A 25,412-nucleotide genomic window follows, 5' to 3' on the forward strand; every position below is an offset into this window, starting at 1 on the left:
CTGCCATGAAGACTCCCCATAAACCCGCTGCCAGCCAATCCGACGAAGGCAACCTCACGCCCGTGCGGCGCTCTGCCGAGCACGGCTTTACACTGGTCGAACTGATGGTCGTGATCGTCATCCTTGGGCTGCTCGCGACGATCGTCGCGGTCAATGTCATCCCGAGCGGCGAAAAGGCCAAGGTGATCAAGGCGAAGACCGACATCTCCACGATCGAGGGTGCGCTCGATACCTACAAGCTGCAGAACGACATCTATCCCACCACCTCGCAGGGCCTGCAGGCTCTGGTTTCCGCGCCGGCAGGCGCCGATCCGGCGAAATATCAGCGCGGCGGCTACATCAAGCGCTTGCCGAATGATCCCTGGGGCCGGCCCTATCTCTACGCTTCGCCCGGGCAGCATGGCGACGCCGATATCTGGACGCTCGGTGCGGACGACAAGGAAGGCGGCGAGGGCGCCGACGCCGATATCGGCAGCTGGCAGTAAATTGAGCCGGGCAGTCGCCTCTGGAAAGCGCACGCGGACGCGTGGCTTCACGCTGATCGAGCTGATGATCGTGATCACGATCATCGGCCTGGCCTCGGCTGCGGTGGTCTGGTCGATTCCCGATCCGCGCGGCCGGTTGCTTGACGAGGCGACGCGCTTTGCGGCGCGCACCCGCGCCGCGCAGCAAAGCGCGATCATCGTGGCGCGGCCTGTGAGCGTCTGGGTCACGGCCGGCGGCTATGGCTTCGATGAGCGCACGCATGGCGCCTGGGCCCCCATCGCCGAAAAGCCGCTCCGTGTGACGAGCTGGGGCAAGGGCACGCGCGCGCTTGTCACCGAGAATGGCGGCCGCCAGCGCGTTATGTTCGATTCGACCGGCCTCGCCGATCGCCAGCTCGACGTGCAGCTTGCCCGCGGCGACGAGGCCGTGACGGTGCGGATCGCCGCTGACGGCTCGGTCAAGGTCGGCGGTTGATGTATCATCTTTCTTTTTGTTCCCCCGCGAAGGCGGGGGGCCAGAGGCCACGGGCGGTTCGCTTTCGACTCTGGGTCCCCGCCTCCGCGGGGACGCTTTCGCGCAAACGCGAAAGTGGCTTCACGCTGATCGAAATGATGGTTGCGCTGGCGGTATTCAGCCTGGCCGCACTCGCCCTGATCCGGCTGGAGAGCGCGACGATCCGCGGCGCATCGTTGCTAGATTCGACGCTCACCGCGCAGATGGTCGCGCGTAACGTCGCGATCGAGGCGATGACGGACGCGAAACCGCCCGCCGCCGGCGTCGCGCGCGGGGTCGAACAGAATGGCGGACTGGCATGGAGCTGGACCCGCACGACTCGCCCGACCGCTGATGCCCGCATCGTGCGCATCGATGTCGAGGTCGCCGACGCGGCTGGCAGCCGCCAGGGCCATCTCACTGTCGTTCGCGCCGGCACGATCGGCGGCGCAGCGTCATGACACGCCGTCAACCATGCCCGGGCACCTGCGCGCGCGGGCGCGCCAATGGCTTCACCCTCGTCGAAGTGATGATCTCGCTGATGATCTTCGGCCTGCTCGCGGCCGCCGGTGTCGCCCTGCTTTCGTTCAGCGTCCGCGCCCAGGCGGCGACCGATACCAAGCTTGACGATGTCCAGGCGCTCAACCGCCTGTCCTCCGCGCTCCAGGCCGATCTCGCCCAGGCGTCGCTTCGCCAGACCCGCAACGAGGCGGGTGATTTGCTTCCGGCCTTCGCCGGCGCGGCGGGATCGGGCAACACACCGATGGTCCGTCTGGTCCGCTCCGGCTGGAGCAATCTCGACGCAGCGCCTCGCGCCGGCGAGCAGAAGGTCGAATATCGTCTGTCGGACGGGGCGCTCGAACGCGTCGCCTATCCGATGCTCGACGGGGCCGAGCCGCTGCCGCCGGCCGTGCTGCTGACGCATGTCCGTTTGGTGACTCTGCGCTATCGCATCAACGGGGCGTGGAGCGATCGCTGGGACGGCACGCCCGTCAATGCGCTGCCGCAGGCGATGGAGATGCGCATCCTGCGCGACGACGGCGTTGAATTCCGTCAGCTGTTCCTGGTCGGGGCCGGCTATGGCCAGCGAAAGGTGCCCGGTGCGTCCGGCTGATCGCCCCTCCGAACGCGGTGCGGCTCTCCTCACGGTGCTGCTGCTCGTCGCGCTGATCGCGGTGCTCGCCGGCACCGCGCTGGAGAAGTTGCGCCTTGCCACGCGCCTCGGCAGCAATGCCGTGGCGATGGACCAGGCCCGTGCCTACAGCTTTGCCGCCGAAACCCTTGCCCTTACCAAGGTCAGCGATCTGCTCGCTCGGGACAAGAGCAGGGTCACCCTCGCGGGCGGCTGGAGCGGCCGGCCGATCCCGCTGCCGGTGCCCGGCGGCGTCGCCACCGCGAGGGTGTCGGACGGCGGAAACTGCTTCAACCTGAACAGTCTCGTTGTCGAAACCACGCCCGGAACCTACGCGGCTTACACCCCGGCGCGCATCCAGTTCGCGCGCCTGATCCGGCTCGTCGGCGGTAATTCGGCCCCGGCCGAATCGATCGCGGCCGCGGTTTCGGACTGGATCGACAGCGACACCTATCCGATCAATCAGGGCGCCGAGGATTCGGCCTATGCCGGCCAGTCCACGCCCTATCGCACCGCCAATACCCTGATTGCCGATCCCGGCGAGCTCCGCGCCGTGGCCGGTGTGACGCCGCAGATCTACGCCAAACTCCGTCCGTGGATCTGCGTCTTGCCCATCGCCAAGCCCTCGAGGATCAACATCAACACGCTGCTGCCCGAACAGGCGCCTCTGCTCGCCATGTTGTTGCCCGACACGATGTCGGTCGAGGCAGCCCGCCAGGCGCTGCTGCAGCGGCCGCCCCAGGGCTATGAAAGCACGACGGCGTTCTGGAAGGTGCCATCGCTCGGCGGAACGACGCCGCCGCCGGGAGCTGAGGAGCAGACGGCGATAACGACCGGGTGGTTCGCGCTGCAGGTCGATGTGGCGGTCGGCGGCACTGAACTGGAGCAGCATGCGTTGATCGACGCGACGGAGCTTCCCGCGCGGCTCGCGGCGCGCCATTGGGGCGAGCCGTCATGACCGATACGCTTGTCCTCTTCCTGCCCACCGGCACTGTTCCCTGGCGCTGGCTCCGCATCGGCAACGATGGCGTCGTGGCGCGCGGGGAGGGGGTTCCCGAGCTGCCCGGCGAGGACGCCCCACCGCCGGTCGCCATCGCGCCGGCCGATGCGGTCACCCTGCACTGGGCCGAGCTGCCCGATCGCTCGACCGCGCAGTCCGTCACTGCCGCCCGCCTGGTCGTCGCCGATGCCAGCGCCGCGCCGATCGGCGAGCTGCACGTCGCGGTCGGGCGGGAGGGCGCCCATGCCGAGCGACCGATCGCAGTCGTCTCGACCGCGCAGATGCGGGCGTGGCTCGACACGCTGGCGCTGCACGGCGTCGATCCGGCGATGCTGGTGCCGTCGCCCTTGCTGCTGCCCCGTCCCGAACAGGGCTATCTCCGCGCCGATCTCGGCGGGGAGGGGGTAGTGCGCGGCCCTACCAGCGGCTTCGCTGACGAGGCGCGTCTTACTGAACTGATCACCGGCGGGGTCGCGCCCGAGATACTGGGCCGGGACGCGCTCGAACAGGCGATCGTCGCCGCCATCGCGTCGCCCGCCCTAGATCTGCGGCAGGGGCCTTTCGCCCGCCGCCGTCGCTTTGCGATCGACTGGGGCCTGATCCGCCGGCTCGCCTGGCTCGCGGTCGCGATCCTCAGCGTGACCCTGCTGATCAGCCTGGTGCAGATCCTGAAATATAATCTTGCCGCCGAATCGCTCGAACGCCAGACCGATCTGCTCGCCCGCCAGGGCTTGCCGCGTGGCGAGACGGTCAACAACGCCGATCGCCAGCTCGATGCCCGGCTGTCGGGCCTGCGTGGCGGCGGCCTGGGGTTCAGCCGCACCACCGCCGCCGTTTATGCCGCGGTGCGCTCGATCCCCGGCGCCGAGATTCGCGCGCTCGCCTTCGATCCCAATGGCGAGTTGCGCGTGACCGCCTCCGCCGAGACCGAGGGCCAGATCACCGATCTGCGGAACCGCATTGCCGCCTATGGCTTCGCTGTCCGCGTCGGCACGATCGAATCCGGCGCCGGGCGCTTCACCAGCCAGCTGACAGTGACCCCGCGATGACCGAGCGCTTCAAACTCTGGTTCGAGGGGCGCTCACTGCGTGAGCGGCGCCTGCTGATGGTGATGGCCGCGCTGCTGGCGCTGACCTTGTTGTGGCTCGCGATCATCCTCCCGGTGACGGACGGCCTGTCCTCGGCGCGCGAGCGTCACGCCGATGCGACGATCGCTCTCGCCGAAACGCGCATGCGGGTCCGCGAGCTCGAGACGCTCCAGCGCCAGCGGCCAGCGCGACTGGAAGCAGCGCTCGATGCCGTCATCCGGGACCGCGCGAACGATGCCGGCTTTGCCTTGGGCAATGTCACCGCCGACGGGCCGAATCGGGTGCAGATCGCGATTCCGACTGCCCGGCCCGGCGCGCTGTTCGGCTGGATCGCCGGTCTCGAATCGGCTGGCATCGTGGTCGATTCGCTTGCCACCACGGACAATGGCGACAAGACGATCTCGGCGCAGATCTCGTTGAAGGCACGTGGGCAATGAAGCGGATTCGCCTGACGACTGGCCCACTGGCCTTTTTCGGCGCTGCCTTCGTGGTCGCCCTGATCCTGTTCCTGCCGCTGCGGCTGGCGATGGGCTGGTTCGATCTTGGCAATACCGGGCTCACAGCACGCGAGGTACGCGGCAGCCTGTGGTTCGGCAGCCTGCGCGAGGCGAGCTTCGGCGGCGTTGCGCTGGGCGATCTGCGCGCCCGGCTGTCGCCGGTGCAGTTGCTCGTCGGGCGCGCGCGAATCGATCTGTCGGGACCGGGCCGGGCCGCCGGGCAACCGTTGCGCGGCGCGATCGGTGTCACGCGGCACAGCTTCGGCATCGACGATCTGACGGCGAATTTGCCGGCCGGGACGGTATTTGCGCCGGTGCCGATCTCGGCGCTCGATTTCGACGATGTCAGCGTGCGCTTCCAGGACGGCAATTGCCAGAATGCGGAGGGGCGAGTGCGCGCGACGATCTCGGGCGATCTCGCCGGGGTCAACCTCGGCCAGGGGATGAGCGGAACCGCGCGCTGCGACGCGGGCGCGTTGCTCCTGCCGCTCGCCAGCCAGGCCGGCACGGAACGGATCGCCCTGCGCCTCTGGGCTACTGGCCGTTTCCGGGGCGAGCTGACGGTACAGCCGGGCGATGCGGCGGCGATCGAGAAACTGGTGCTTAGCGGCTTTCAGGCGACGCCCGGCGGCTACACGCTCTCGATCGAGGGTCGCTTCTGACACGAACGCTGGCGTTGCAATCGTGCAAACGCTAATCTTGACGCTGCCATGGTCATCCCGCTAGGGGCGCTGGCTCTGCGGCGATCGTAGTTCAATTGGTTAGAGCGTCGGCTTGTGATGCCGGATGTTGCGGGTTCAAGTCCCGTCGGTCGCCCCATTTTTCAATCAGCCAGGATAATCGCGTGACCAGCGGCTGGGGATTCCCCGATTTCGACGATCATGAGGGCGTGCACCTCTTCACCGATCCGGCCTCCGGGCTGCAGGCAGTGATAGCGGTGCATTCGACTCATCTCGGGCCCGCGGCGGGCGGCGTGCGCTTCTGGCACTATGCCGACAGCAACCGGGCGATCACCGATGCGCTCCGCCTGTCGCGCGGCATGAGCTTCAAGAACGCGATGGCCGGCCTGCCGATGGGCGGCGGCAAGGGCGTCGTGCTCGCGGCGAATCGCGGCGATTCGATCACCGTGCCGCAGCTCGAGGCGTTCGGCCGCGCGGTCGAATCGCTCGGCGGCCGCTATGTGACGGCCGAGGATGTCGGCATGTCCGAAGCGAGCATGAAGACCATCGCGACGATGACGCGCCATGTCTCCGGCCTGCCGGTTGCGGAGGGCAACGCTGGTGGCGATCCCGGGCCCTATACGGCGATGGGCGTCTATCTCGGCGTGAAGGCCGCGGCGCAGCGCGCGCTGGGTGCGACCGACATGAAGGGCGTGCATGTCGCTATCCAGGGTGTCGGCAGCGTCGGCGGTGGCCTGGCTCGCCTGCTGGCGAAGGACGGCGCGAAGCTGACCCTGGCGGACGTGAACGCTGAGAAGGCAGCCGCACTCGCCGCGGAGCTTGGCGCTGACACGGCGCCTGCGGACGCCATCCTCGGCATCGAGGCCGATATCGTCAGCCCGAACGCGCTTGGCGCGATTCTCACCGAGGCCTCGATCGCCGCGCTGCGCACTACGGTTATCGCCGGCGGCGCGAACAACCAGCTCGCGACCGGGGCGGAGGGCGCGCGGCTCGCGGAACGCGGCATCCTCTACGCGCCCGATTACGTCATCAACGCCGGCGGGATCATCAATGTCGGCCTCGAATATCTCGGGCATGGCGACCGCGCCGAAGTCGAAGCCCGAATCGCACGCATCCCGGAGCGGCTGGCCGAAGTGTGGGACGAGAGCGACCGTACCGGCGCACCGGCGTCTGATGTGGCGGACATGCTTGCCAAGCGGTTGATTGGACGCGCCTGACCGCGGCGTCCCGCAGGCAAGTGTTGGCGCGATCCCACCGCTTGCCGCTGCATCAGCCGGTTGAGTAGCACCGCAACTCGCTCTAGACGCTGAGCCAACGTGCCAAGCCTCCATGCCCTCGCCAATCCCGCTCGCTTCGTGAAGCTTGCGCGGCCATTGACGCCGATCCTGTTCTGGACGGGCCTGACGCTGCTGGCCGTCGGCGTCTGGGGCGGTTTGACCCGGACCCCGCCCGATTATCTCCAGGGCGAGACGGTACGGATCCTCTATCTCCACGTGCCGTCCGCCATGCTCGGTATGGGCGGCTGGACCGGCATTGCGATTTCCTCGATCGTCTTCCTCGTCTGGCGCCATCCGCTGGCGATGGTGGCCGCCCGCGCGATCGCACTGCCGGGCGCGGTCTTCTCCGCGATCTGCCTCGCCACCGGCTCGATCTGGGGCCGGCCGACCTGGGGCACCTGGTGGCAATGGGACGGGCGGCTGACCTCGATGCTGCTGCTGTTCTTCGTCTATCTCGGTTTCATGGCGCTGGCCCGCGCCGATGCAGAACGTGGTGGCGACGGCCGCATCCCGGCGCTCTACGGCATCGCCGGTTCGGTCCTGCTGCCGATCATCCGCTACTCCGTGGTCTGGTGGAACACCTTGCATCAGGGTCAGAGCATCGGGCTGACCAAATCCACCATCGACAACGCGATCCTCTGGCCGCTGCCGTTCACCGTGCTCGGCTTCGGGCTGATCTTCGCGGCGGTCGTGCTGATGCGGATGCGGACGCTTCTCGCGATCGCCAAGGCCGAAGCGCGTATGCGGCGGATGGCGGCATGAATCCCTGGCCCTTCGTCATTGCCGCTTATGGCATCACCTTTGCCGGCGTGGGCGGTCTCGTCCTGTGGAGCTGGCTCGCCATGCGCCGGAGCGAACGTCCATGAAGGCCAAGCATCAGCGGCTCACCCTGGCCCTGTTGGCCGTCGCGGCAGTGATCGGTGCCGGGCTGCTCGCCCTGTCGGCGCTCAAGGATCAGGCGGCGTTCTTCTATGCACCGGGCGATGTCAGGAAAAACGAGCTGCCGCTCGGCAAGGCGGTGCGGCTCGGCGGCATGGTCGAGGCGGGATCGATCAGCAAGCTGCCCGACGGCGTCTCGATCCGCTTCGTCGTGACGGACGGCATCGCCAAGGTGCCGGTCGCGTTCCGGGGCATCGTGCCCGACCTGTTTCGCGAGAAATCGGGCGTGGTGGCGGAAGGCAGCTTCAACCCCGATGGCAGCTTCACCGCGACAAACCTGCTCGCCAAGCATGACGAGAAATACATGCCGCCCCAGATGGCAGGCAAGATGCACGAGACAAAGACGCTCGAACAATGATCGCTGAGGCAGGCCTTGCCGCGCTGTGGTTCGCCGCCGCGCTCGCCGCGCTGCAGCTGGCGCTGGCGGCGGTCGGTGTCCGCCGCGCGATGTTCTCCGGCGCGACAAGGGCCGGCGCGGACGATGTCGCGCTGACCAACCAGCTTCTCTCGGCGGTCCGCCCGGTCGCGGTGGTGCAGGGGCTGCTCGCCGGGCTCGCGCTGCTGCTGCTGATCGTCACGTTCGTCCGGTCCGACATGTCGGTGCTGCTGGTCGCGACGAACAGCCATTCGGACAAGCCGCGGCTCTACAAGATCGCCGGCGCCTGGGGAAATCACGAAGGCTCGATGTTGCTCTGGGTGACGATCCTCGGGCTCGCCGGGGGTGCGGTGGCGCTCCTGGAACATCGCCTGCAGCGCGCGACGCTTATCGCGACGCTTGGTGCCCAGGCGCTGATTGCCCTTGGTTTCTATGCCTTTCTGCTGTTTTCCTCCAACCCGTTCGCACGGTTGAATCCTGCCCCCGCAGACGGAAACGGGCTCAACCCGCTGCTGCAGGATCCCGGCTTGGCGTTCCATCCGCCGACCCTCTACATCGGCTATGTCGGCATTTCGGTCGCCTTTTCCTTCGCGGTCGGCGCGTTGGTTACGCGCGATGTCGGGCCGGCCTTTGCGCGGGCCATGCGGCCCTGGGTATTGGGTGCCTGGATATTCCTGACGCTCGGCATCACCGCCGGCAGCTATTGGGCTTATTACGAGCTCGGCTGGGGCGGCTGGTGGTTCTGGGATCCGGTCGAGAATGCCTCGCTGATGCCCTGGCTCGCCGCCACGGCTCTGCTCCATTCGGTCACCGTGCTCGCGACGCGCGACGGTCTGCGCGCCTGGACAGTCATGCTCGCCGTCGTCGCTTTCTCTATGTCGATGCTCGGCACCTTCCTGGTGCGATCGGGCATCCTGACCAGCGTTCACGCCTTCGCCGTCGATCCGAAGCGTGGCGCGTTCATCCTCGTCCTGCTCGCGCTCTATATCGGCGGCGCGCTGCTGCTGTTCGCGGCGCGCGTCGGCACGGTACGCCAGGGCACCACCTTCGATCCGGTCAGCCGCGAAGGCGCCCTGGTCGCGAACAATCTGCTGCTCACGGTGATCCTCGGCATCGTGCTGATCGGCACGCTTTACCCGATCGTCGCCGCCGGCATGGGCGTGCAGCTTTCCGTGGGCCCGCCCTTTTTCGACAAGACCGCCGGGCCGATCGCCTTGCTGCTTGTCGCGATCATGGGCGCCGGCCCGCTGATGCGCTGGCGCCGCGACGAGGCGAATGCAGTGCTTGGTCGCGTCATCGTGCCGGTCGCCGCGACCGGAGTCGCTCTTGCCGGATTCGCCGCGCTGGGTGGCGGGATTGGCATCCTCCCGCTGCTCGGCCTTGCCCTGGCGACCGGCGTCGGCGCGGCGAGCGTGGCGCCGTTGTGGAAACGCAATCTGCGCCGCACCCCGCTCTTCACCTGGGGCATGGTCATCGCGCATTTCGGCATCGCGGTCAGCCTGGCCGGCATGGCGTCGGACAGCGCCTTCACCAAGCAAACGCTCGTGGCGGCGCGCATCGGCGAGCCGCAGCGCGTCGGGCCGTTCACGGTGACGCTCGATCATATCCGCCCGGTGATCGGCCCCAACTGGTCGGCGCTCGAAGGCAAGCTGACCGTGCGGCGCGGTGACGGCACACCCTTCGTGCTGCGCCCGCAATCGCGCTTCTTCGCCTCTCCCCCGACCGTGACCAGCGAATCCGCCATCGCGACGCGGATCGACGGGCAGCTCTATACCGTGTTGGGCCAGGAGGACGAGCAGGGGCGCTGGCAGCTCCGCCTGTGGTGGAAACCCTTCGTGACCTTCATCTGGCTCGGCGGTGCACTGATCGCGCTGGGTGGTCTATTGTCGCTGCTTGGGCGGGTGCGACGCGAACGCCGCACCTCTATGCGGGAGGACGAGGCATGAAGAGGAAGCTGCTGCTCTGGCTGCCTTTTGGCGCGTTCGCCCTGTTGTTCGCGGTCGTGGCGAGCGGGCTGATCGCCCCGGCCGATCGCACGGTGAAGTCGGCGATGGTGGGCAAGCCGCTGCCGGCCTTCGCTCTGCCTCCGATCATCCCGACCAAGCCCGGCATCGCCACCGCCGCCTTCCGGCAGGGCAAGCCGCGCCTGCTCAACGTCTTTGCCAGCTGGTGCGTGCCCTGCATCGCCGAGGCGCCGCAACTGATGCAGCTGAAGGCGCTGGGCGTGCCGATCGACGCGATCGCGATCCGCGACACCGGCCCCGCGATCGAGGGGTTCCTGCGCCGCAACGGCGATCCCTATGAGCGGATCGGAGACGACAAGGTCAGCGCGGTGCAGCTGTCGCTCGGCTCTTCCGGCGTGCCGGAGACCTTCGTGATCGATGGCCGCGGGCGGATCGTGCAGCAGCATATCGGCGACATCCGCGCCGAGGACGTGCCCAAGATCCTCGAAGCCCTGCAGGCCGCGCAATGACGCCGCGGCACGCTAGCCATGCCACCGCGTCGCGGCCCCCATTTTCTCCTTCCCCGGCGAAGGCCGGGGCCCGGTTGGGGGAGTCTCGCGATGGCGCGCTGCGCTCGGTTTCCGCTGTCCTCCAACTGGATCCCGGCCTTCGCCGGGGAAGGAGAACAACTATTGGAAATGGTCGGGCGCCAATCCTCCGGCTGCTGCTCGCTGTCCTTCTGAGCTTGCTCGCGACCCCGCTATACGCCGACAGCGGCCTGCCGCCTGCGGCGCTGGCCAACACGCAGCTGCGCGATCCCGCGAAGGAGGCAAAGGCCCAGGCGTTGATGGTGGAATTACGCTGCCTCGTCTGCCAGGGCCAGTCGATCGCGGACAGCGATGCCGACATGGCCGGGGACATGCGCGCGCTGGTGCGGCAACGCATCCAGGCGGGCGAGAGCCCGGACGCCGTGCGACGCTGGCTGATCGATCGTTATGGTGATTATGTGACCTATGATCCGCCCTTCAACGGCGCGACCGCGGCGCTGTGGCTCGCGCCGCTGGCGATGCTGGCGGTCGGCGCCTGGCTCGCGCGCGGCAGCTTCAAGCGGCGGCGCGGCTGATGGGCTGGCTCATGCTCGTCCTGATCGGCGTCGGCACCGGGCTTGTGCTGTGGCTGGGGGGTGTGTCGCGGACGCTCTGGTCGTTCGTCGGGGCCGCGCTGATGCTCGGTGCGGCCGGCTATGCGCTGCAGGGCGCTCCCCTGAACCCCGGACATCCCGTCGCCAGCAGTGCCGAGCCGATCGAGATCGACCCGTCGCTGACCGAAATGCGCGACCTGATGCTGGGACGCTTCACCGCTGAAGGGGCGTATCTCGTCGCTGCCGACGGCGTGACGCGCGCCGGTGACACCAGGAGCGCCGTGCAGGCGCTGCTGGGCGGGATCAACAAATATCCGCGGAGTCTCGCGCTCTGGACCGGTCTCGGTTCGGCGCTGCAGCTGCACGATGGCACCGTTTCGCCGGCGGCCTTGTTCGCGTTCCGGCACGCGGCGGGGCTCAACCCGAAGCATCCCGCGCCGCCCTATTTCCTGGGCCTGGCCTATATCCGGTCGGGCGAATATGCGACGGCGCGGCCCTATTGGGCCAAGGCGCTCGAGGTGGCGCCGCCCGACGTGTCCTACCGCGCGGAGATCGCGGCGCAGCTCGCCCGGCTCGACGCGTTCCTGGCGATGGCCGAGCGGGCGCAAGCGATGCCGCCGGCCAACTGAGCGGGTCCCGCCTCTAGAGCGGGATGACATCGGGTGGAATCGGCTTCCCTCTCCGTTTAGCTAAAGTCATCCCGATCTAAACCCATCGCCATAGAAGTATCTGTAAATTTGGTCACTTCTCTGGAAGATCGCATCCGGAGAGATATGCGACACCAGTGTCCCCTATCTCTGAAAATACGTTGCGGCAGGGTGATTCAACCCGCTCGACCAATCCGATAATCAACCGTCATGGCCGGACGAATTTCAGCTTTCCCAAGGCTCGAACGGTAGGTCGATCGCGTCGGCGACCGCGCGGTGGCGAATCTTGCCGTCGGAGACGTTGAGGCCGTTGGCGAGGTGCGGATCCGCCTTCATCGCCTCTTCCGCGCCAAGCTTGGCCAGCTTCATCACGAAGGGCAGGGTAGCGTTGTTCAGCGCGAAGGCCGAAGTGCGGGCGACGGCGCCGGGCATGTTCGCCACGCAATAATGGATCACGCCGTCGACCACGAACACCGGATCCTCATGCGTGGTCGGATGCGATGTCTCGAAACAACCACCCTGGTCGATCGCGATATCGACCAGCACCGATCCGCGCTTCATCGTCTTCAGCATCTCGCGCGTCACCAGCTTGGGCGCCGCCGCACCCGGGATCAGCACCGCGCCGATCACCAGATGCGCGTTCTTCACCGCCGCGGCGATTGCCGCCTTCGATGCATAGGCCGTCTTGATCTGGCTGCCGAAGAACATGTCGAGTTCGGCGAGCCGCGCGTTCGAGATATCGTAGATCGTCACGTCGGCGCGCATCCCGACCGCCATTTGCGCGGCATTCACGCCCGATACGCCGCCACCGAGGATCGCGACTCGCGCCGGCGCAACGCCCGGCACGCCGCCGAGCAGCACGCCGCGGCCGCCCTGTTCCTTTTCGAGATAATGCGCGCCGACCTGAATCGACATGCGGCCGGCGACTTCCGACATCGGCTTGAGCAGCGGGAGGGAACGGTCGTTCGCCGTCACCGTTTCATAGGCGATGCAGGTGGCGCCCGATCTGATCAGTCCCTCGGCCTGCGGCTTGTCGGCCGCCAGATGGAGATAGGTGAAGAGCAGATGACGCGGCTCGAGCATCGCCACTTCGCCCGGTTGCGGCTCCTTGACCTTCACGATCATGTCGGAACGGTCGAACACACTCGCGGCGTCGGGCAGAATCGTCGCGCCGGCGGCGACATAGTCGGCATCTTCGAAATCGATGCCGAGGCCGGCGCCCGTTTCGACGAACACCTCATGGCCAGCGGTGACGAGTTCGGCCACCGAGGGGGGCGTAAGCCCCACCCGATATTCATGATTTTTGATTTCTCTGGGCACTCCGACGCGCATGGCTACGACTCCGGTTTCAAATGTTACTGCCATAGCCCAGCGCACCGCCATTGTCCCGTTGCCGGGGCAAGAGGTGCGTGCTACTGCGCCGCCTCTTCGAACGCAGGGGGCGCGGTTCGGTTCATCATGGGCTATCCAGTTGAAAATCGGGCAAGATTGTCCCTCCAGTGACTATTGACGCATCTCGCATGGGCGGGTCCGCGCCGGCGGATCCAGGCCAGGCGGCACCGGATATCCATCATCACCACAAGGATGGCCTCGCCAAGCTCGCGCTCGGCGCGATCGGCGTGGTGTTCGGCGATATCGGCACCAGCCCGCTCTATGCCTTTCGCGAAACCTTTGCCGGCCATCACAAGCTCGCCCTCGATCCGGCGCACATCTGGGGCGTCGTCAGCCTGATGTTCTGGTCGATGATGGTCGTGGTGACGTTCAAATATGTCTCGATCATCATGCGCGCCGACAACAAGGGCGAGGGTGGCAGCCTGGCGCTGCTCGCGCTGATCAGCGGACAGACCAAGACGCGGCGCTGGTCGAACGGCATCATCCTGCTCGGCGTTTTCGCCACGGCCCTGTTCTACGGCGACAGCATGATCACCCCGGCGGTGTCGGTGCTGTCGGCGGTCGAGGGCCTCGCGGTCGCCGCACCGGCGTTCGGTCGTCTGGTGATCCCGATCGCGGTGGTCATCATCATTGGCCTGTTCATGATCCAGCGCAGCGGCACCTCACGCGTGGGCCTGTTTTTCGGCCCGATCATGCTGGCCTATTTCGCGGTGATCGCGACCCTCGGCGTGCTGAGCATCATTCATACACCGGAGATTCTCTCGGCGTTCTCGCCGCATTATGCGGTCCGGTTCTTCATGCTCGATCCGATCCGCGCCTTCCTCGCGCTCGGTTCGGTCGTGCTCGCGGTGACGGGGGCGGAGGCGCTCTACGCCGATATGGGGCATTTCGGACGCAACCCGATCCGCGTCTCCTGGCTGTTCTTCGTCCTGCCCGCGCTGATGCTCAACTATATGGGGCAGGGGGCCCTGCTGTTCCGCGAGGGCGATCACGCGCTGCGCAGCCCCTTCTACATGCTCGCTCCGGAAAGCCTTCAGCTACCACTCGTCTTCCTCGCCACCGCCGCGGCCGTGATCGCGAGCCAGGCGGTGATATCCGGCGCTTTCTCGGTGACTCAGCAGGCGATCCAGCTCGGCTTCATCCCACGGCTGCGGATCGAACATACCAATGCCGCGACCGCCGGGCAGATCTACATCCCGCTGGTCAACTGGGCGCTGCTGGTGATGGTGCTGTTGCTGGTCATGTTCTTCCGCACCTCGTCGAACCTGACGTCGGCCTATGGCATCGCGGTCACGGGCGCGATGCTGATCGACACCTGCCTGCTCTCGGTCGTGCTGTTCCGGCTGTGGAAATGGCCGAAATATTACGCGATTCCGTTGCTCACCGTCTTCTTCTTGGTTGATGGCGCTTATTTTGCCGCGAACCTCACCAAGGTGCCGTCGGGCGGCTGGTTCCCGCTGCTGGTCGGGCTGATCATCTTCACTTTCCTGACGACCTGGTCGAAGGGCCGACAGCTGATGATCGATCGCATGCGGGAGGCCGCTATGCCGATCAAGGTGTTCATCCAGTCGGCCGCGACCTCGGCGACTCGCGTGCCCGGCACCGCAGTGTTCATGACGTCCTCGCCGGAGGGTGTGCCGCATGCGTTGCTCCACAACCTCAAGCACAACAAGGTCCTGCATGAGCGCGTGATCCTGCTGACCGTGAAGATCATGGACGCGCCCTATCTCCCCGAATCGGAGCGGTTCGTGCTTGAGGACCTTGGGGACGGCTTCCATCGCATGATCCTGCGCTACGGCTTCATCGAGGAACCCGACGTGCCGGTTGCGCTGTCGCGCGTGCATCAATGCGGCGCCGATTTTCGGATGATGGATACCAGCTTCTTCCTGGCGCGACAGACGCTGCTGCCCTCGGCACGGCCCGGCATGATGATCTGGCGCGAGAAACTGTTCGCCTGGATGCTCCGCAACGCAGAAAGCGCGATGGAATTCTTCCGCCTGCCGACAAACCGCGTGGTCGAGCTCGGTAGCCAGCTCGAGATTTGAACGACGCGGCGCCCATCATCGTCACGGCGCTGTTCGGCAAGACGGACGCCGCCTGGTTCGACGCCCTGCGCCGGCGGCACTTCCCCCCGGAGCGGAACCAGCTCGATGCGCATTTGACGATGTTCCATCACCTTGCGCCGTCGCTCGAAAGCGAACTCAAGCGCCGCCTCGCGGGCGAGAGCCGCGGCGTGAAGGCGCCGGCGGCGCGGCTGGCGGGCCTCATCTCGCTGGGGGCGGGCGTCGCCTTCCGGATCGAGAGCCCCGATCTCGCGGACATCCGCGACCGGCTGGCCGACGCCTTCGCGCCGATGCTGACGCCGCAGGACCGGGCCGGCTGGCGGGCGCACGTCACCGTCCAGAACAAGGTACAGCCTGCTGAAGCCAAGGCACTGCTCCGCGCGCTTGAGCTCGATTTCACCCCGCGCCCGGTCGTCATCGCCGGCCTGGCGAGCTGGCGCTATCGCGGCGGGCCGTGGGAGCCGCTGTCCCGTCACATGTTCGCTTGACCGGAACGGCCCGGCGCTCCTATAGGCGCCGCTCTCGAATGGCTGGGGCGGAGTAGCTCAGCTGGTTAGAGCACGGGAATCATAATCCTGGGGTCGGGGGTTCAAGTCCCTCCTCCGCTACCACTTTTCGTGGACCCACCTGCCATATCGAGATGCCGCAGGGGTTGGCACGCGCCAACCCCGCTCGCGGTGCCATCAGTCCGATGCTCTGAGCTCGCCCCGCAGCGACTCGATCCAGCCCAGTGCCCGCCGCGAGAGATCGGGCGGCAGCGACTCGAGATCCGCCTCGATCACTTCCTCGATTTCGATCGACCACCGGTTCGGCCGATAGGCCACGTTCCGGATGATGAAGATGGCGGCGTGATCCAGGCGATACTGGCTGCGTTCCTGCAGCTCGCGCGCAAGGAACGGATCGTCATGCGCGACCATCCCGATCTCCTCGCGCAGTTCGCGCAGCACGTTCTCGGTGGCGCTTTCCCGGCTTTTGCGGCCCCCGCCGGGGAGGTGCCAGCCCTGGGCATAGCTCAGGCGGACGAGGATGATTCGGCCTGCCGGGGTCAGCGCGATCGCATGGGCGCCGTGGACGTCGGGGCGCGTGATCGACCAGATGAGCCGGCGCACGCGCTGAAACACGGCAAGCAACCCCCGCAACGCGTATCGGTACAGGGCATGGATCAAGGGGTCGCCCGCCTAAGGCTGCCGCGCGTCGCAGGGATTGCGACGACACTGCGGAGGAATGGTGTTTCGTCACCGCGGAAGCAACCATGAAACGGCAATGAACCTCCCGCCTTTTCCGCCCGGCGCAATTCGGCTAGCGCGGGCTGATTCCATGAGAGAGGCGACCCATGAAGACCCGCGCAGCCGTAGCATTCGAGGCGAAGAAGCCGCTTGAGATCGTCGAGCTCGATCTCGAAGGCCCGAAGGCTGGCGAAGTGCTGGTCGAGATCATGGCGACGGGCATCTGCCATACCGATGCCTACACGCTGGACGGCCTCGATTCGGAAGGCTTGTTCCCGAGCGTTCTGGGCCATGAGGGCGCGGGCATCGTGCGCGAGGTCGGCCCGGGCGTCACCAGCGTAAAACCGGGCGACCATGTCATCCCGCTTTACACCCCGGAGTGCCGCCAGTGTAAGTCGTGCCTCTCGGGCAAGACCAACCTGTGCACTGCGATCCGCGCGACCCAGGGCAAGGGCCTGATGCCGGACGGCACCAGCCGCTTCAGCTACAAGGGCCAGACCATCTTTCATTATATGGGCTGCTCGACCTTCTCGAACTTCACCGTCCTGCCCGAGATCGCCGTGGCGAAGATCCGCGACGACGCGCCGTTCAAGACCAGCTGCTATATTGGCTGCGGCGTCACCACCGGCGTCGGCGCCGTGGTGAATACGGCCAAGGTGCAGGTCGGCGAGAACATTGTGGTGTTCGGGCTGGGCGGCATTGGTCTCAACGTGCTGCAGGGCGCGCGGATGGCAGGCGCCAACAGGATCATCGGCGTCGACATCAACCCCGACCGCGAGGAATGGGGTCGCCGGTTCGGCATGACCGACTTCATCGATGCGCGCGGCAAATCGCGCGAGGACACGATCGCGGCGATCCTCGCGCTGACCGATGGCGGCGCCGATTACACCTTCGATTGCACCGGCAACACCGAAGTCATGCGAACTGCGCTCGAAGCATGCCATCGCGGCTGGGGCACCAGCATCATCATCGGCGTGGCGGAGGCGGGCAAGGAGATCAGCACGCGGCCGTTCCAGCTCGTCACCGGCCGCAACTGGCGCGGCACCGCCTTCGGTGGCGCGAAGGGCCGCACCGACGTGCCCAAGATCGTCGACTGGTACATGAACGGCAAGATCGAGATCGATCCGATGATCACCCATGTCCTCAGCCTGGAGGAGATCAACAAGGGCTTCGACCTGATGCATGCCGGCGAGAGCATCCGCAGCGTCGTGGTCTATTGATGGAGACCATCAGCACCGCGCGGGTCCATGGCGGCGTCCAGGGCGTGTATCGGCACCAGTCGGTCGTCACCGGCACGCCGATGACCTTCTCCGTGTTCGTGCCCGAGCATGAGGAAGGCGCGACCTTGCCGGTGCTCTGGTATCTGTCGGGCCTGACCTGCACGCACGCGAACGTGACGGAGAAGGGTGAGTATCGCGCGGCCTGCGCCGAGCACGGCGTGATCTTCATCGCGCCCGACACCAGCCCGCGCGGCGATGATGTGCCCGATGACGACGCCTATGATTTCGGCAAAGGAGCCGGCTTCTACGTCGATGCGACCGAGGAGCCGTGGTCGGCCAATTTCCGCATGCGCAGCTATATCGAGGATGAGCTGCCGGCGCTGATCCTGACCGAGTTCGCCGTGGCCGACCTGGCGCGGCAGGGGATCACCGGTCATTCGATGGGCGGGCACGGGGCGCTGACCATCGCGTTGCGCAATGCCGGGCGTTTCAGGAGCGTCTCCGCCTTCGCGCCGATCGTGTCGCCGCTGCACTGCCCCTGGGGCGAGAAGGCGCTGACTGGCTATGTCGGCAAGGATCGCGAGGACTGGCGGACTTATGATGCCTGCGCGCTGATCGCCGACGGCTTCCGCGTACCGGAAATCCTGGTCGATCAGGGCGACAAGGACAATTTCCTTACGGAGCAGCTGAAGCCGGAATTGCTGCGCGAGGCGTGCGCCAAGGCCGGGATCGACCTGACCTTGCGGATGCAGCCGGGATACGATCACAGCTATTATTTCATCTCGACCTTCATGGCCGATCACGTCGCCTGGCACTCGGCGCGGTTGAAGGCCTGAAAGCAAAACTGCGCGCCGCCTGCCATTCCGATGGTGCCGCGGCGTAGCCATGTTGTCAGCGAACCCCTATCGCCTCTAGATGCGGGGGCCATTTTACGGACGATCCCATGACCACCCACACGACCCGCATGCTCATCCTCGGCTCAGGCCCGGCCGGCCTGTCAGCCGCGATCTACGGCGCGCGCGCCGGCATGGCGCCGATCGTGGTGCAGGGCATCCAGCCCGGCGGCCAGCTGATGACCACGACGGACGTGGAGAATTATCCCGGCTTCAAGGATGTGATCCAGGGCCCGTGGCTGATGGAGCAGATGCAGGCTCAGGCCGAGCATGTCGGCACGCGCATGCTGTGGGACACCATCGTAGAGGTCGATCTGACCCGGCGGCCCTTCCGCCTGATCGGCGACAGCGGCGACGTCTATCAGGGTGACGTGCTGGTTATCGCGACGGGCGCCCAGGCCAAGTGGCTGGGGCTCGACAGCGAGGAAGCGCTGAAGGGCAAGGGGGTCAGCGCCTGTGCGACCTGCGACGGCTTCTTCTTCCGCGGCAAGAAGATCGCGGTGATCGGCGGCGGCAACACCGCGGTCGAGGAAGCGCTCTACCTGACCAACCACAGCGACGACGTGACGCTGATCCATCGCCGGGATTCGTTCCGCGCGGAGAAGATCCTCCAGGAGCGGCTGTTCGCCCACAAGAACGTCAAGGTGCTGTGGAACAAGGAGGTCGAGACCTTTGTCGATGGCGGGGGCAATGCCGGTCTGGTCGCGCTCGACCTGGTCGACACGGTCACGGGCGAGAAGTCCCGGCTGGACGTGGAGGGTGGCTTCGTCGCGATCGGCCACCATCCGGCGACCGAGCTGTTCCGCGGCCATCTCGAACTCGATCACGATCATTACATCAAGGTCGAGACCGGCACGACCAAGACGAGCGTGCCCGGCGTATTCGCGTGCGGCGATGTGATGGACAAGGTCTATCGCCAGGCGGTGACTGCCGCTGGCACGGGGTGCATGGCGGCGCTCGATGCCGAGCGCTTCCTCGCCGAGGCTGATTTCGAAGTGGCTGAAGCGGCGGAATAACCGCGCGCGACGGCGCGCTGTTGTCAGGTGCTGTTTCCAACCCTCCGCACGGCATCGTCTGGCGTGGTCGCTGAACCGCCATCGGGTCGGTTGCCCTTCGCCGCATCGTTGATGACGGGCGGCGGTACCGTAAAATACCCCCGCGCATGGGCGCGATCGCCCCAATGCGCACTCGACGTATAGATGATGAGCAGGGGCGCGCTGAGCAGCCCGAGAATGACCGGCGACAGCCACAAGCCGGTGATTGGATCCAAATAGCCTGCCGCCAACAGGATCAGGCCGAGCATGATATGCTCGCGAACCTTGGGAAGGATGTCGTGAAAGGCCAGGCTGTCGACTTCGCGCGTCTGCGGCGTCCACGTGGAAGGAATGCCGAACAGGATCCCGAACAGGGCCTTGGTCTGAGTCACCATGACGACGGGCGCCAGCAGGATTGCCAGGGGAATCTCGATCAGCGTGGATTTAAGAACCGCGCCGGTGCCCCCGAAGCTTGCCCGGCGCGCGTTGTCAGCCAGGACCCACACGATCCCCATCAGCTTTGGCCCGAATAGCAGGAGCACGGTCAGCACCAGCACACTCGACGGCGGCCCGGCGGCCAGGAGGTTCTGGCGCCCCAGCAGCGACTGGCTCGTCTCGAGCAAAATCAACAGAAGCCAGGCCGGGGAGGTGAGATAGGCGGACGCGCCCATGAACAAATGAAGCCGGCTCGTCCAGTGCAACCCCACCGCGTCCAGCAGCCGCAGATGCTGCAGGTTGCCCTGCGCCCAGCGCCGGTCGCGGATCGCATGGTGGATGATCGTCGGCGGATATTCCTCATAGCTGCCGTCGATCATCACCATGTGCACGGCCCAGCCGCGCCGCCGCAGCAACGCCGCTTCGAGTACGTCGTGACTCTGGATGTGGCCGCCGAACGGCGCTTTCCCCGGCAGCTCCGGCAGGCCGCAGCAATCGGCAAAGGCCTTGGTGCGGATGATCGCGTTATGGCCCCAGAAAACGGCCTCGGAGCCTGACCACCACAGCAGCCCGGCCGAGGCGATCGGGCCGTAGGCGTAGGTGGCGAACTGAATCCAGCGCTGGAAGAAGGTGCGCGCGTTGATGATCATCGGCACCGTCTGCAACAGCCCGACCGACGGCTTGTTTTCCATGATCGACGCCATCCCGACCATGGCGCTGCCGCTCATCATGCTGTCGGCGTCGAGCACGATCATATGGGCATAGGCACCGCCGAAGCGTCGCACCCATTCGGCGATATTGCCCGGCTTCTTGCCGACATTTTCCGGTCGCCGGCGATAATAGATCTTAATCGGCGCCACCGTTGCCAGCTGGGCCCAGGCCTCTTCCTCGCGTTTTCCATGCAATTCGCTGGAATCGCTGAGCACGAAGAAATCGAAGAGGCCCGCCCCACCGGCCGTGGCAACGGACGTCGCCATCGCCTCGACCCGCGCGAAAATGTCTTCGACGCTCTCGTTATAGACCGGCATCAGGATCGCGGTGCGTTGGTGCAGCGCCCCGATCGGCTCCGGGATCGGCGCGAACCCGGGATGATCGCCGGTGATGAGCTTGATGAACCCAACCAGCGAGCTGACGAAGCCGAAGGCGATCCAGCTCAACAGCGGCAGGAACAGCGCCAGCACGGCGATGTCCAGCGGATCGTTCCCGTCGACCGACAGCGCATAGCGCACGTCGGTCGAGGCCTGCATGCCGATGACGGCGGTTGCCGAAATCAGCAACAGCCGTTTGGCGAGCAAGCCATGCGGGCGCGTGCTGACCTCGATCGTCGCCGGCTGGTTTCCGTCGAAACGCTGTTCCGGCATCGCGACCGGCGCTTCGGGCGGCAGGCGGTCGGGAAGGGTCGAAGTCGTCATGGTGCGATGGACTCGATCACGGTTTCGGACAGCGCCGACGAGCCTCTGCGCAGATAGAGGCGGAGCTCCTTTCCTTGCGCCTGATCCAGCCGCACATCCAGTACGACGCGCCAATGATTCTTCTGCCCAACGATCGGATAGGCGCTCAGTGACATGAGGGCCGGCGGCGCGACGTTGACGATCGCCTCAACACCGCTTTGCCGGTCCAGTCCGGCCAGTCCATCGCCCGCAAAGTCGATCACATATTTTCGGGCGCCTGGGATTGGTGGCGCGCCGGGTGTGCCTGCCGTGCCAGTCCACCGGTTCACGGCGCGCGCGACGCCACCATCGGACCGGTCGTCCGACGTCCAGTGCAGGGTGTAGCGGAATTCGCGCTGTTCGCCGGCGCGGGCAGGGCGGTCGTCGACCCAGAAAGCGACGATATTGTCTGCGGTTTCGGCGTTGGTGGGCATTTCGTAGAGAAGCACCGAACCCGGCCCCCAGGCGCCGACCGGCTCCATCCACAAATTGGGCCGGCGATCGTAAAAGGCCCCGTCATCCTGATAATTCTCGAAGCGCTGGTCGCGCTGGAGCAAGCCGAACCCTTTCAGGTCCTTCATGGCGAAGCTGTTGACGCGGGCGTGCGCCGGATTGGCGAGCGGGCGCCAGATGCGTTCGCCGTTGCCGGAGACGATCGCCAGGCCGTCGGAGTCGTGGATTTCCGGGCGCCAGTCGGTTGCCAGGTTGCGCTGCCCTTCGTCGTACCAGAACATGCTGGTTGCCGGCGCGATCCCAAGCCGCTCGATGTTCTGCCGGATGAACAGAACCGAATGCACGTCTTGATGAACCCCCGTCGCGTCCACCCGGCAGTCGAAGGAAAAGGCACCCGCGAGGCTGGGCCCATCAAGCAAGGCGTTAATGCGAAAACGGCCTTCGGCGACGGCTTCGATCCAGAAATCGGTGAAGCGCGGAAATTCCTCTGGGCGTTGAAGACCGGTGTCGACCGCGATCGCCCGCGCTGAAAGTCCATATTGGCCGGTTGAACCGGATGCACGAAAATAGGAAGCACCTAGAAAGGCTAACCAGTCATTCTTGAGACCCTGACTCAGGATACGAAATCCCGCCGGGTCCGCAAGACCGCCGCCGGCGAACAGGCCCGCCATGTCGCGAACCCGCCTGGCCCGGCCGTTTTGCACGATATGGATGCCGACTGGATGCGGCGCGATAGTCGTCGCGGGAAACAGCCTGATCCGGTCCGCGAGCCGCTCCGCATCGCCATAGGTGAGCCGACCGGCGGCATCGAAATCCCCCGCCACGGTGCGGGCGATCGGCGGATCCTGATAGCGCCGTGACGCCAGCGCCTTGGCCTGCTGGACCAGGCCGGCCCAGGAGAAAGGCATTTCCGGATCGAAGCGGGACGCTTGCGCCATGGCCGGGCGCGCATAGGCCGTCGCGATCAGGCCGGCCAGCAGTCCGCAGGCATTTCGGCGCGACAGGTTGGTAGGTCCGGTCAACTGCGCTTCATTTCCGATAAAGTGTCCCTTCAGCGCGCCTTATACGCATTTCCTGCCGGGCAGTTTCATTTCCTGCGCCGGCCCGTCGCGATTGGTGCACGCTTGGCATGCCGGAGCGTCATCGCAGTCCAACAATGACACGATCGCCCGCGGTCAGGGCATCGGAGGTGATCTCGGTCCGCTTCCCATCGTCGCCGCCAAGCGTCACCGGCACGCGCCGGGGCGTCCCGTCATTCTCCAACACCAGCACCGAATCCATCTGTTTCACCTGCCCTGGCTCCCGCTCCAGGCCGCTCACTCGGGCAAAACGCAGTGCCGCATTCGGCACCAGCATCACATCGCGGCGCAGGCCGAGTTCGATGCGAGCGTTCACCGTGGTGCCTGGCCGAAGCAGCAGATCCGGATTCTGAATGTCCAGCGATATGCGATAGGAACCGGCGTCAGGCCCAGCTCCGCTGTTAGAGGAGTCGGCCGGGGAACGCGCTACAGGCTGCGCCGGAACGATCGCGGCCTGACGCACGACGGCGGCGAAAGTCCGCCCCGGCAACCCCTCCACCGTCAGGCGGACCGCCTGACCCGCGGTCAATTTGCTGCCCAGCCCATCATTTGCGACGATATCGAGCTTCAGGCGGGAGAGATCCCCGGCAATTGTGAACAACCGCCTGGCCCGCGTCGTCCCCTCAAGCCGATCGCCCAGCCTGACATGCCGTTGCAGGATCACCCCCGCCACGGGCGAGCGGATTTCGGTCGCAGCAAGGCGTGCGCGGGCGGCGGCCACGGCTTCCCGACCCGGCGCAATCTCGAGCTGTGCAGCGTGCACCTCGTCATTGGCCCGATCAAGCTCCGACCGTGCGGCGACCATTTCGCGATCCGACGGCACCAGCCCGCCCGAGCGACGGCGCACGCCTTCGAAAGAGGCGAGCCTCGCCTGCAACCTGCCGACCAGCGCCTCAGCATTGGCCAGGCTTGCCTCGCGCGCCTCGATCAGCGCCTGGCTGGCGGCCACGGTATCCTGGAAGGGCAGGGGATCGATGCGGGCGAGGATCTGCCCCTGCTCGACTTGGTCACGGTCGTTGACGCGTATTTCGGTAATCGTGCCGGCCAGATCGGAGCTGACATCCCGCGCGCCGATCGCCTGTAATCGTCCCATGCCGGAGATGCTCGCGGGAAGATCATCCCGTACAAGCGGCACGGATAGATAATTCGCAGCCGATCCCCCACTGACGAAGCGGGCGAACAGCAGGACCAGCAATATCGCGCTCAGGCCGACGGCGATCCATTGCGCGCGGCTGCGCCAGGCGATCCTGGGCCGGGCACCGAGAAACTCGTCCAGTACGGCGGCCGATGTTTCCGGCCTTTCATTCATTCCCGGCGCTCTCGGCTCTATCCGGCGCGATGGCGTCGCGGTCCCATCCGCCGCCTGACGCCACGTACAGCGTGACGAGTGCAATGGCGCGGTCCGCCTTTGCCATGGCCAGTTCATTGCCGACCGACAGGAGCGTGCTTTCCGCATCCTTGAGGGTGGTGAAATCGGCCAGGCCCTCGCGATATTGTTTACGCGCCAGCTGGGCCGCCCGGTCGGTCGCATCAAACGCCCGATGCAGATCCGCCTCGCGCATTTTCGCACCTTCGAAAGAGGCGCGCGCATTTGCGAGGTTTTCGAGGGCGAGCAGGGTGCTTTGCTTTAGCGCGGCCGTCGCCATGGCGGTCGGCTTGCGTCGTCGATCGGATCGGGCGAACTTGGCTGACGCCAGGACGATATCAGGCCGCCGGGCGATGGCCTGTGCCGTGTCGCCGATGATCTCCGCGTCCGGCCCGACGGGTATTGGCGCGAGCGGGGTCAGGGCCTGCGTAAGGGCGACCGGGGATTGGCCGGTCAAAACGCCCAGGCGAGCCACATCCGCGGCGAAGCTCGTCCGCAAACCCGGCAGCATGGCCGCGACGCGCGCGCGCTCCGCTTCGGCCTGTTGGCGATCAAGTGCCGAGACGAGCTTCGCTTCCTCCCGGAACTTGAGGATTCCCAGATTTTCGTCCTGTCGCGCCAGGCTCTCGGTGATATTTTCCACCATCGCCTGTCGTGTTCGTGCCATCACATAGTGGCGCGCGATTTCCGCCCCGAGCGCGATCCGCTTCGCCGCGAAGTCTATACGACTTTTATTGATTCTCGCGGTCGTGAAGGGGCTGTCCGGCTTGAGCCGCGCGGCCGCGAGCTTCAGGTCGAGGTTTTCCGCAAGCCCAAGTTCGACGAACTCACCAAGCTTTCTGTCAGGAAACAGGCGCCACCATCTGTCCAGGTCGGGCGTCGTAACGCCGCTTGGGGTGCCTGCCGTGGATGCATCGGTCTGCAGGCCAAGCTGGCCGAGTGTCGGCGAAGGGCGTTCTTTGCCCATGCTGCATCCGGCAGCGCTCAGAGCCAGCAGGATGCCGGCGATTGGTGCCGTCGGCCGCGAAGAAATGATGTAGGTCAGCCCCCACCTCCGTTGCAGCGCCGGGTCACTCGTAAAATGGCAGGCGCAAGCTCTCGACTCTCTATCGGACAGAAGAAC

General features: G+C 66.2%; 27 protein-coding genes and 2 tRNA genes. 23 read left to right on the forward strand and 6 right to left on the reverse strand.

Annotated features, from left to right (window positions below; translation table 11 throughout):
- The first annotated feature begins 5 nt into the window (after positions 1 to 5).
- The 17 genes from gspG (at position 6) to U1769_RS10805 (ending at position 11,680) form a co-directional block, all read left to right on the forward strand.
- Complete coding sequence (gene gspG, locus U1769_RS10725; protein ID WP_332715519.1) at positions 6 to 485, forward strand: type II secretion system major pseudopilin GspG; 480 nt, start codon at positions 6 to 8, stop codon at positions 483 to 485.
- 1 nt (position 486) lies between these two features.
- Positions 487 to 960, forward strand: coding sequence for a GspH/FimT family pseudopilin (locus U1769_RS10730; RefSeq protein WP_332715521.1), 474 nt, complete (start codon positions 487 to 489; stop codon positions 958 to 960).
- A complete protein-coding gene (gene gspI, locus U1769_RS10735) occupies positions 960 to 1,439 on the forward strand; it encodes a type II secretion system minor pseudopilin GspI (protein WP_443030327.1) in 480 nt (159 codons plus the stop codon). The genes U1769_RS10730 and gspI overlap by 1 nt, the downstream gene beginning before the upstream one ends.
- Positions 1,436 to 2,092, forward strand: a complete 657-nt coding sequence (gspJ, locus tag U1769_RS10740) for a type II secretion system minor pseudopilin GspJ (protein WP_332715523.1) — start codon at positions 1,436 to 1,438, stop codon at positions 2,090 to 2,092. Before gspI ends, gspJ begins: the two co-directional genes overlap by 4 nt.
- A complete protein-coding gene (gene gspK / locus U1769_RS10745; protein ID WP_443030328.1) occupies positions 2,058 to 3,068 on the forward strand; it encodes a type II secretion system minor pseudopilin GspK in 1,011 nt (336 codons plus the stop codon). The genes gspJ and gspK overlap by 35 nt, the downstream gene beginning before the upstream one ends.
- A complete protein-coding gene (gspL, locus tag U1769_RS10750) occupies positions 3,065 to 4,159 on the forward strand; it encodes a type II secretion system protein GspL (protein WP_332715527.1) in 1,095 nt (364 codons plus the stop codon). Before gspK ends, gspL begins: the two co-directional genes overlap by 4 nt.
- Positions 4,156 to 4,635 (forward strand): type II secretion system protein GspM, encoded by a 480-nt coding sequence (gene gspM / locus U1769_RS10755; RefSeq protein ID WP_332715529.1) that lies wholly within the window; start codon positions 4,156 to 4,158, stop codon positions 4,633 to 4,635. The genes gspL and gspM overlap by 4 nt, the downstream gene beginning before the upstream one ends.
- On the forward strand, positions 4,632 to 5,357 hold the full coding sequence (locus U1769_RS10760; RefSeq protein WP_332715531.1) for a type II secretion system protein N: 726 nt from the start codon (positions 4,632 to 4,634) through the stop codon (positions 5,355 to 5,357). The genes gspM and U1769_RS10760 overlap by 4 nt, the downstream gene beginning before the upstream one ends.
- A gap of 80 nt (positions 5,358 to 5,437) precedes the next feature.
- Positions 5,438 to 5,514: transfer RNA gene (locus U1769_RS10765), tRNA-His, on the forward strand.
- Positions 5,515 to 5,539: 25 nt separating this feature from the next.
- Positions 5,540 to 6,592 (forward strand): Leu/Phe/Val dehydrogenase, encoded by a 1,053-nt coding sequence (locus tag U1769_RS10770; protein WP_332715533.1) that lies wholly within the window; start codon positions 5,540 to 5,542, stop codon positions 6,590 to 6,592.
- 99 nt (positions 6,593 to 6,691) lie between these two features.
- Positions 6,692 to 7,414, forward strand: a complete 723-nt coding sequence (gene ccmC / locus U1769_RS10775) for a heme ABC transporter permease CcmC (RefSeq protein WP_332715535.1) — start codon at positions 6,692 to 6,694, stop codon at positions 7,412 to 7,414.
- Positions 7,411 to 7,518, forward strand: coding sequence for a heme exporter protein CcmD (ccmD, locus tag U1769_RS10780; RefSeq protein WP_332715537.1), 108 nt, complete (start codon positions 7,411 to 7,413; stop codon positions 7,516 to 7,518). The genes ccmC and ccmD overlap by 4 nt, the downstream gene beginning before the upstream one ends.
- Positions 7,515 to 7,949 (forward strand): cytochrome c maturation protein CcmE, encoded by a 435-nt coding sequence (gene ccmE / locus U1769_RS10785; RefSeq protein ID WP_332715540.1) that lies wholly within the window; start codon positions 7,515 to 7,517, stop codon positions 7,947 to 7,949. Before ccmD ends, ccmE begins: the two co-directional genes overlap by 4 nt.
- A complete protein-coding gene (locus tag U1769_RS10790) occupies positions 7,946 to 9,913 on the forward strand; it encodes a heme lyase CcmF/NrfE family subunit (RefSeq protein WP_332715543.1) in 1,968 nt (655 codons plus the stop codon). Before ccmE ends, U1769_RS10790 begins: the two co-directional genes overlap by 4 nt.
- The gene (locus U1769_RS10795; RefSeq protein ID WP_332715544.1) at positions 9,910 to 10,440 is read left to right on the forward strand and encodes a redoxin family protein; all 531 of its coding nucleotides are present in this window, start codon (positions 9,910 to 9,912) and stop codon (positions 10,438 to 10,440) included. The genes U1769_RS10790 and U1769_RS10795 overlap by 4 nt, the downstream gene beginning before the upstream one ends.
- Before the next feature lie 215 nt (positions 10,441 to 10,655).
- Positions 10,656 to 11,033: a cytochrome c-type biogenesis protein gene (locus U1769_RS10800; protein ID WP_332715546.1), complete on the forward strand. Its 378-nt coding sequence runs from the start codon at positions 10,656 to 10,658 to the stop codon at positions 11,031 to 11,033.
- On the forward strand, positions 11,033 to 11,680 hold the full coding sequence (locus U1769_RS10805; RefSeq protein ID WP_332715548.1) for a tetratricopeptide repeat protein: 648 nt from the start codon (positions 11,033 to 11,035) through the stop codon (positions 11,678 to 11,680). Before U1769_RS10800 ends, U1769_RS10805 begins: the two co-directional genes overlap by 1 nt.
- Before the next feature lie 243 nt (positions 11,681 to 11,923).
- On the opposite strand, the gene ald is transcribed toward U1769_RS10805, so the two are convergent.
- Entirely contained in the window at positions 11,924 to 13,030 is a 1,107-nt protein-coding gene (gene ald, locus U1769_RS10810; protein ID WP_332715550.1) for an alanine dehydrogenase, read from the reverse strand.
- Between the two features lie 188 nt (positions 13,031 to 13,218).
- On the opposite strand from ald, the gene U1769_RS10815 reads away from it, so the two are divergent.
- The 3 genes from U1769_RS10815 to U1769_RS10825 all read left to right on the forward strand — a co-directional run bounded on the left by U1769_RS10815 (position 13,219) and on the right by U1769_RS10825 (position 15,764).
- Positions 13,219 to 15,135 carry a potassium transporter Kup gene (locus U1769_RS10815; protein ID WP_332715552.1) on the forward strand — a complete coding sequence of 639 codons (1,917 nt, stop codon included), beginning with the start codon at positions 13,219 to 13,221 and terminating at the stop codon, positions 15,133 to 15,135.
- Entirely contained in the window at positions 15,132 to 15,641 is a 510-nt protein-coding gene (locus tag U1769_RS10820) for a 2'-5' RNA ligase family protein (protein ID WP_332715553.1), read from the forward strand. The genes U1769_RS10815 and U1769_RS10820 overlap by 4 nt, the downstream gene beginning before the upstream one ends.
- Before the next feature lie 46 nt (positions 15,642 to 15,687).
- Positions 15,688 to 15,764 (forward strand) — tRNA-Met (locus U1769_RS10825).
- A gap of 72 nt (positions 15,765 to 15,836) precedes the next feature.
- Here U1769_RS10825 and U1769_RS10830 read toward each other — a convergent pair.
- Positions 15,837 to 16,319 carry an NUDIX domain-containing protein gene (locus U1769_RS10830; RefSeq protein WP_332715555.1) on the reverse strand — a complete coding sequence of 161 codons (483 nt, stop codon included), beginning with the start codon at positions 16,317 to 16,319 and terminating at the stop codon, positions 15,837 to 15,839.
- 167 nt (positions 16,320 to 16,486) lie between these two features.
- Here U1769_RS10830 and U1769_RS10835 point away from each other — a divergent pair, with 167 nt between their 5' ends.
- The 3 genes from U1769_RS10835 (at position 16,487) to trxB (ending at position 19,508) form a co-directional block, all read left to right on the forward strand.
- Positions 16,487 to 17,599 carry an S-(hydroxymethyl)glutathione dehydrogenase/class III alcohol dehydrogenase gene (locus U1769_RS10835; RefSeq protein ID WP_332715557.1) on the forward strand — a complete coding sequence of 371 codons (1,113 nt, stop codon included), beginning with the start codon at positions 16,487 to 16,489 and terminating at the stop codon, positions 17,597 to 17,599.
- Positions 17,599 to 18,435 carry an S-formylglutathione hydrolase gene (gene fghA / locus U1769_RS10840; RefSeq protein ID WP_332715559.1) on the forward strand — a complete coding sequence of 279 codons (837 nt, stop codon included), beginning with the start codon at positions 17,599 to 17,601 and terminating at the stop codon, positions 18,433 to 18,435. Before U1769_RS10835 ends, fghA begins: the two co-directional genes overlap by 1 nt.
- Positions 18,436 to 18,542: 107 nt before the next feature.
- On the forward strand, positions 18,543 to 19,508 hold the full coding sequence (gene trxB / locus U1769_RS10845) for a thioredoxin-disulfide reductase (RefSeq protein WP_332715561.1): 966 nt from the start codon (positions 18,543 to 18,545) through the stop codon (positions 19,506 to 19,508).
- 23 nt (positions 19,509 to 19,531) lie between these two features.
- On the opposite strand, the gene mdoH is transcribed toward trxB, so the two are convergent.
- The 4 genes from mdoH to U1769_RS10865 form a co-directional block, all read right to left on the reverse strand.
- On the reverse strand, positions 19,532 to 21,373 hold the full coding sequence (gene mdoH / locus U1769_RS10850) for a glucans biosynthesis glucosyltransferase MdoH (protein ID WP_332715563.1): 1,842 nt from the start codon (positions 21,371 to 21,373) through the stop codon (positions 19,532 to 19,534).
- Complete coding sequence (locus tag U1769_RS10855; protein WP_332715787.1) at positions 21,370 to 22,782, reverse strand: OpgD/OpgG family glucan biosynthesis protein; 1,413 nt, start codon at positions 22,780 to 22,782, stop codon at positions 21,370 to 21,372. Before U1769_RS10855 ends, mdoH begins: the two co-directional genes overlap by 4 nt.
- A 202-nt stretch (positions 22,783 to 22,984) precedes the next feature.
- On the reverse strand, positions 22,985 to 24,232 hold the full coding sequence (locus U1769_RS10860; protein ID WP_332715565.1) for an efflux RND transporter periplasmic adaptor subunit: 1,248 nt from the start codon (positions 24,230 to 24,232) through the stop codon (positions 22,985 to 22,987).
- Positions 24,225 to 25,256: a TolC family protein gene (locus tag U1769_RS10865; RefSeq protein WP_332715567.1), complete on the reverse strand. Its 1,032-nt coding sequence runs from the start codon at positions 25,254 to 25,256 to the stop codon at positions 24,225 to 24,227. Before U1769_RS10865 ends, U1769_RS10860 begins: the two co-directional genes overlap by 8 nt.
- Positions 25,257 to 25,412 lie beyond the last annotated feature (156 nt).

The sequence above is a fragment of the Parasphingomonas zepuensis genome (assembly GCF_036663735.1).
In the GTDB taxonomy this organism is placed as follows: Bacteria; Pseudomonadota; Alphaproteobacteria; order Sphingomonadales; family Sphingomonadaceae; genus Sphingomonas.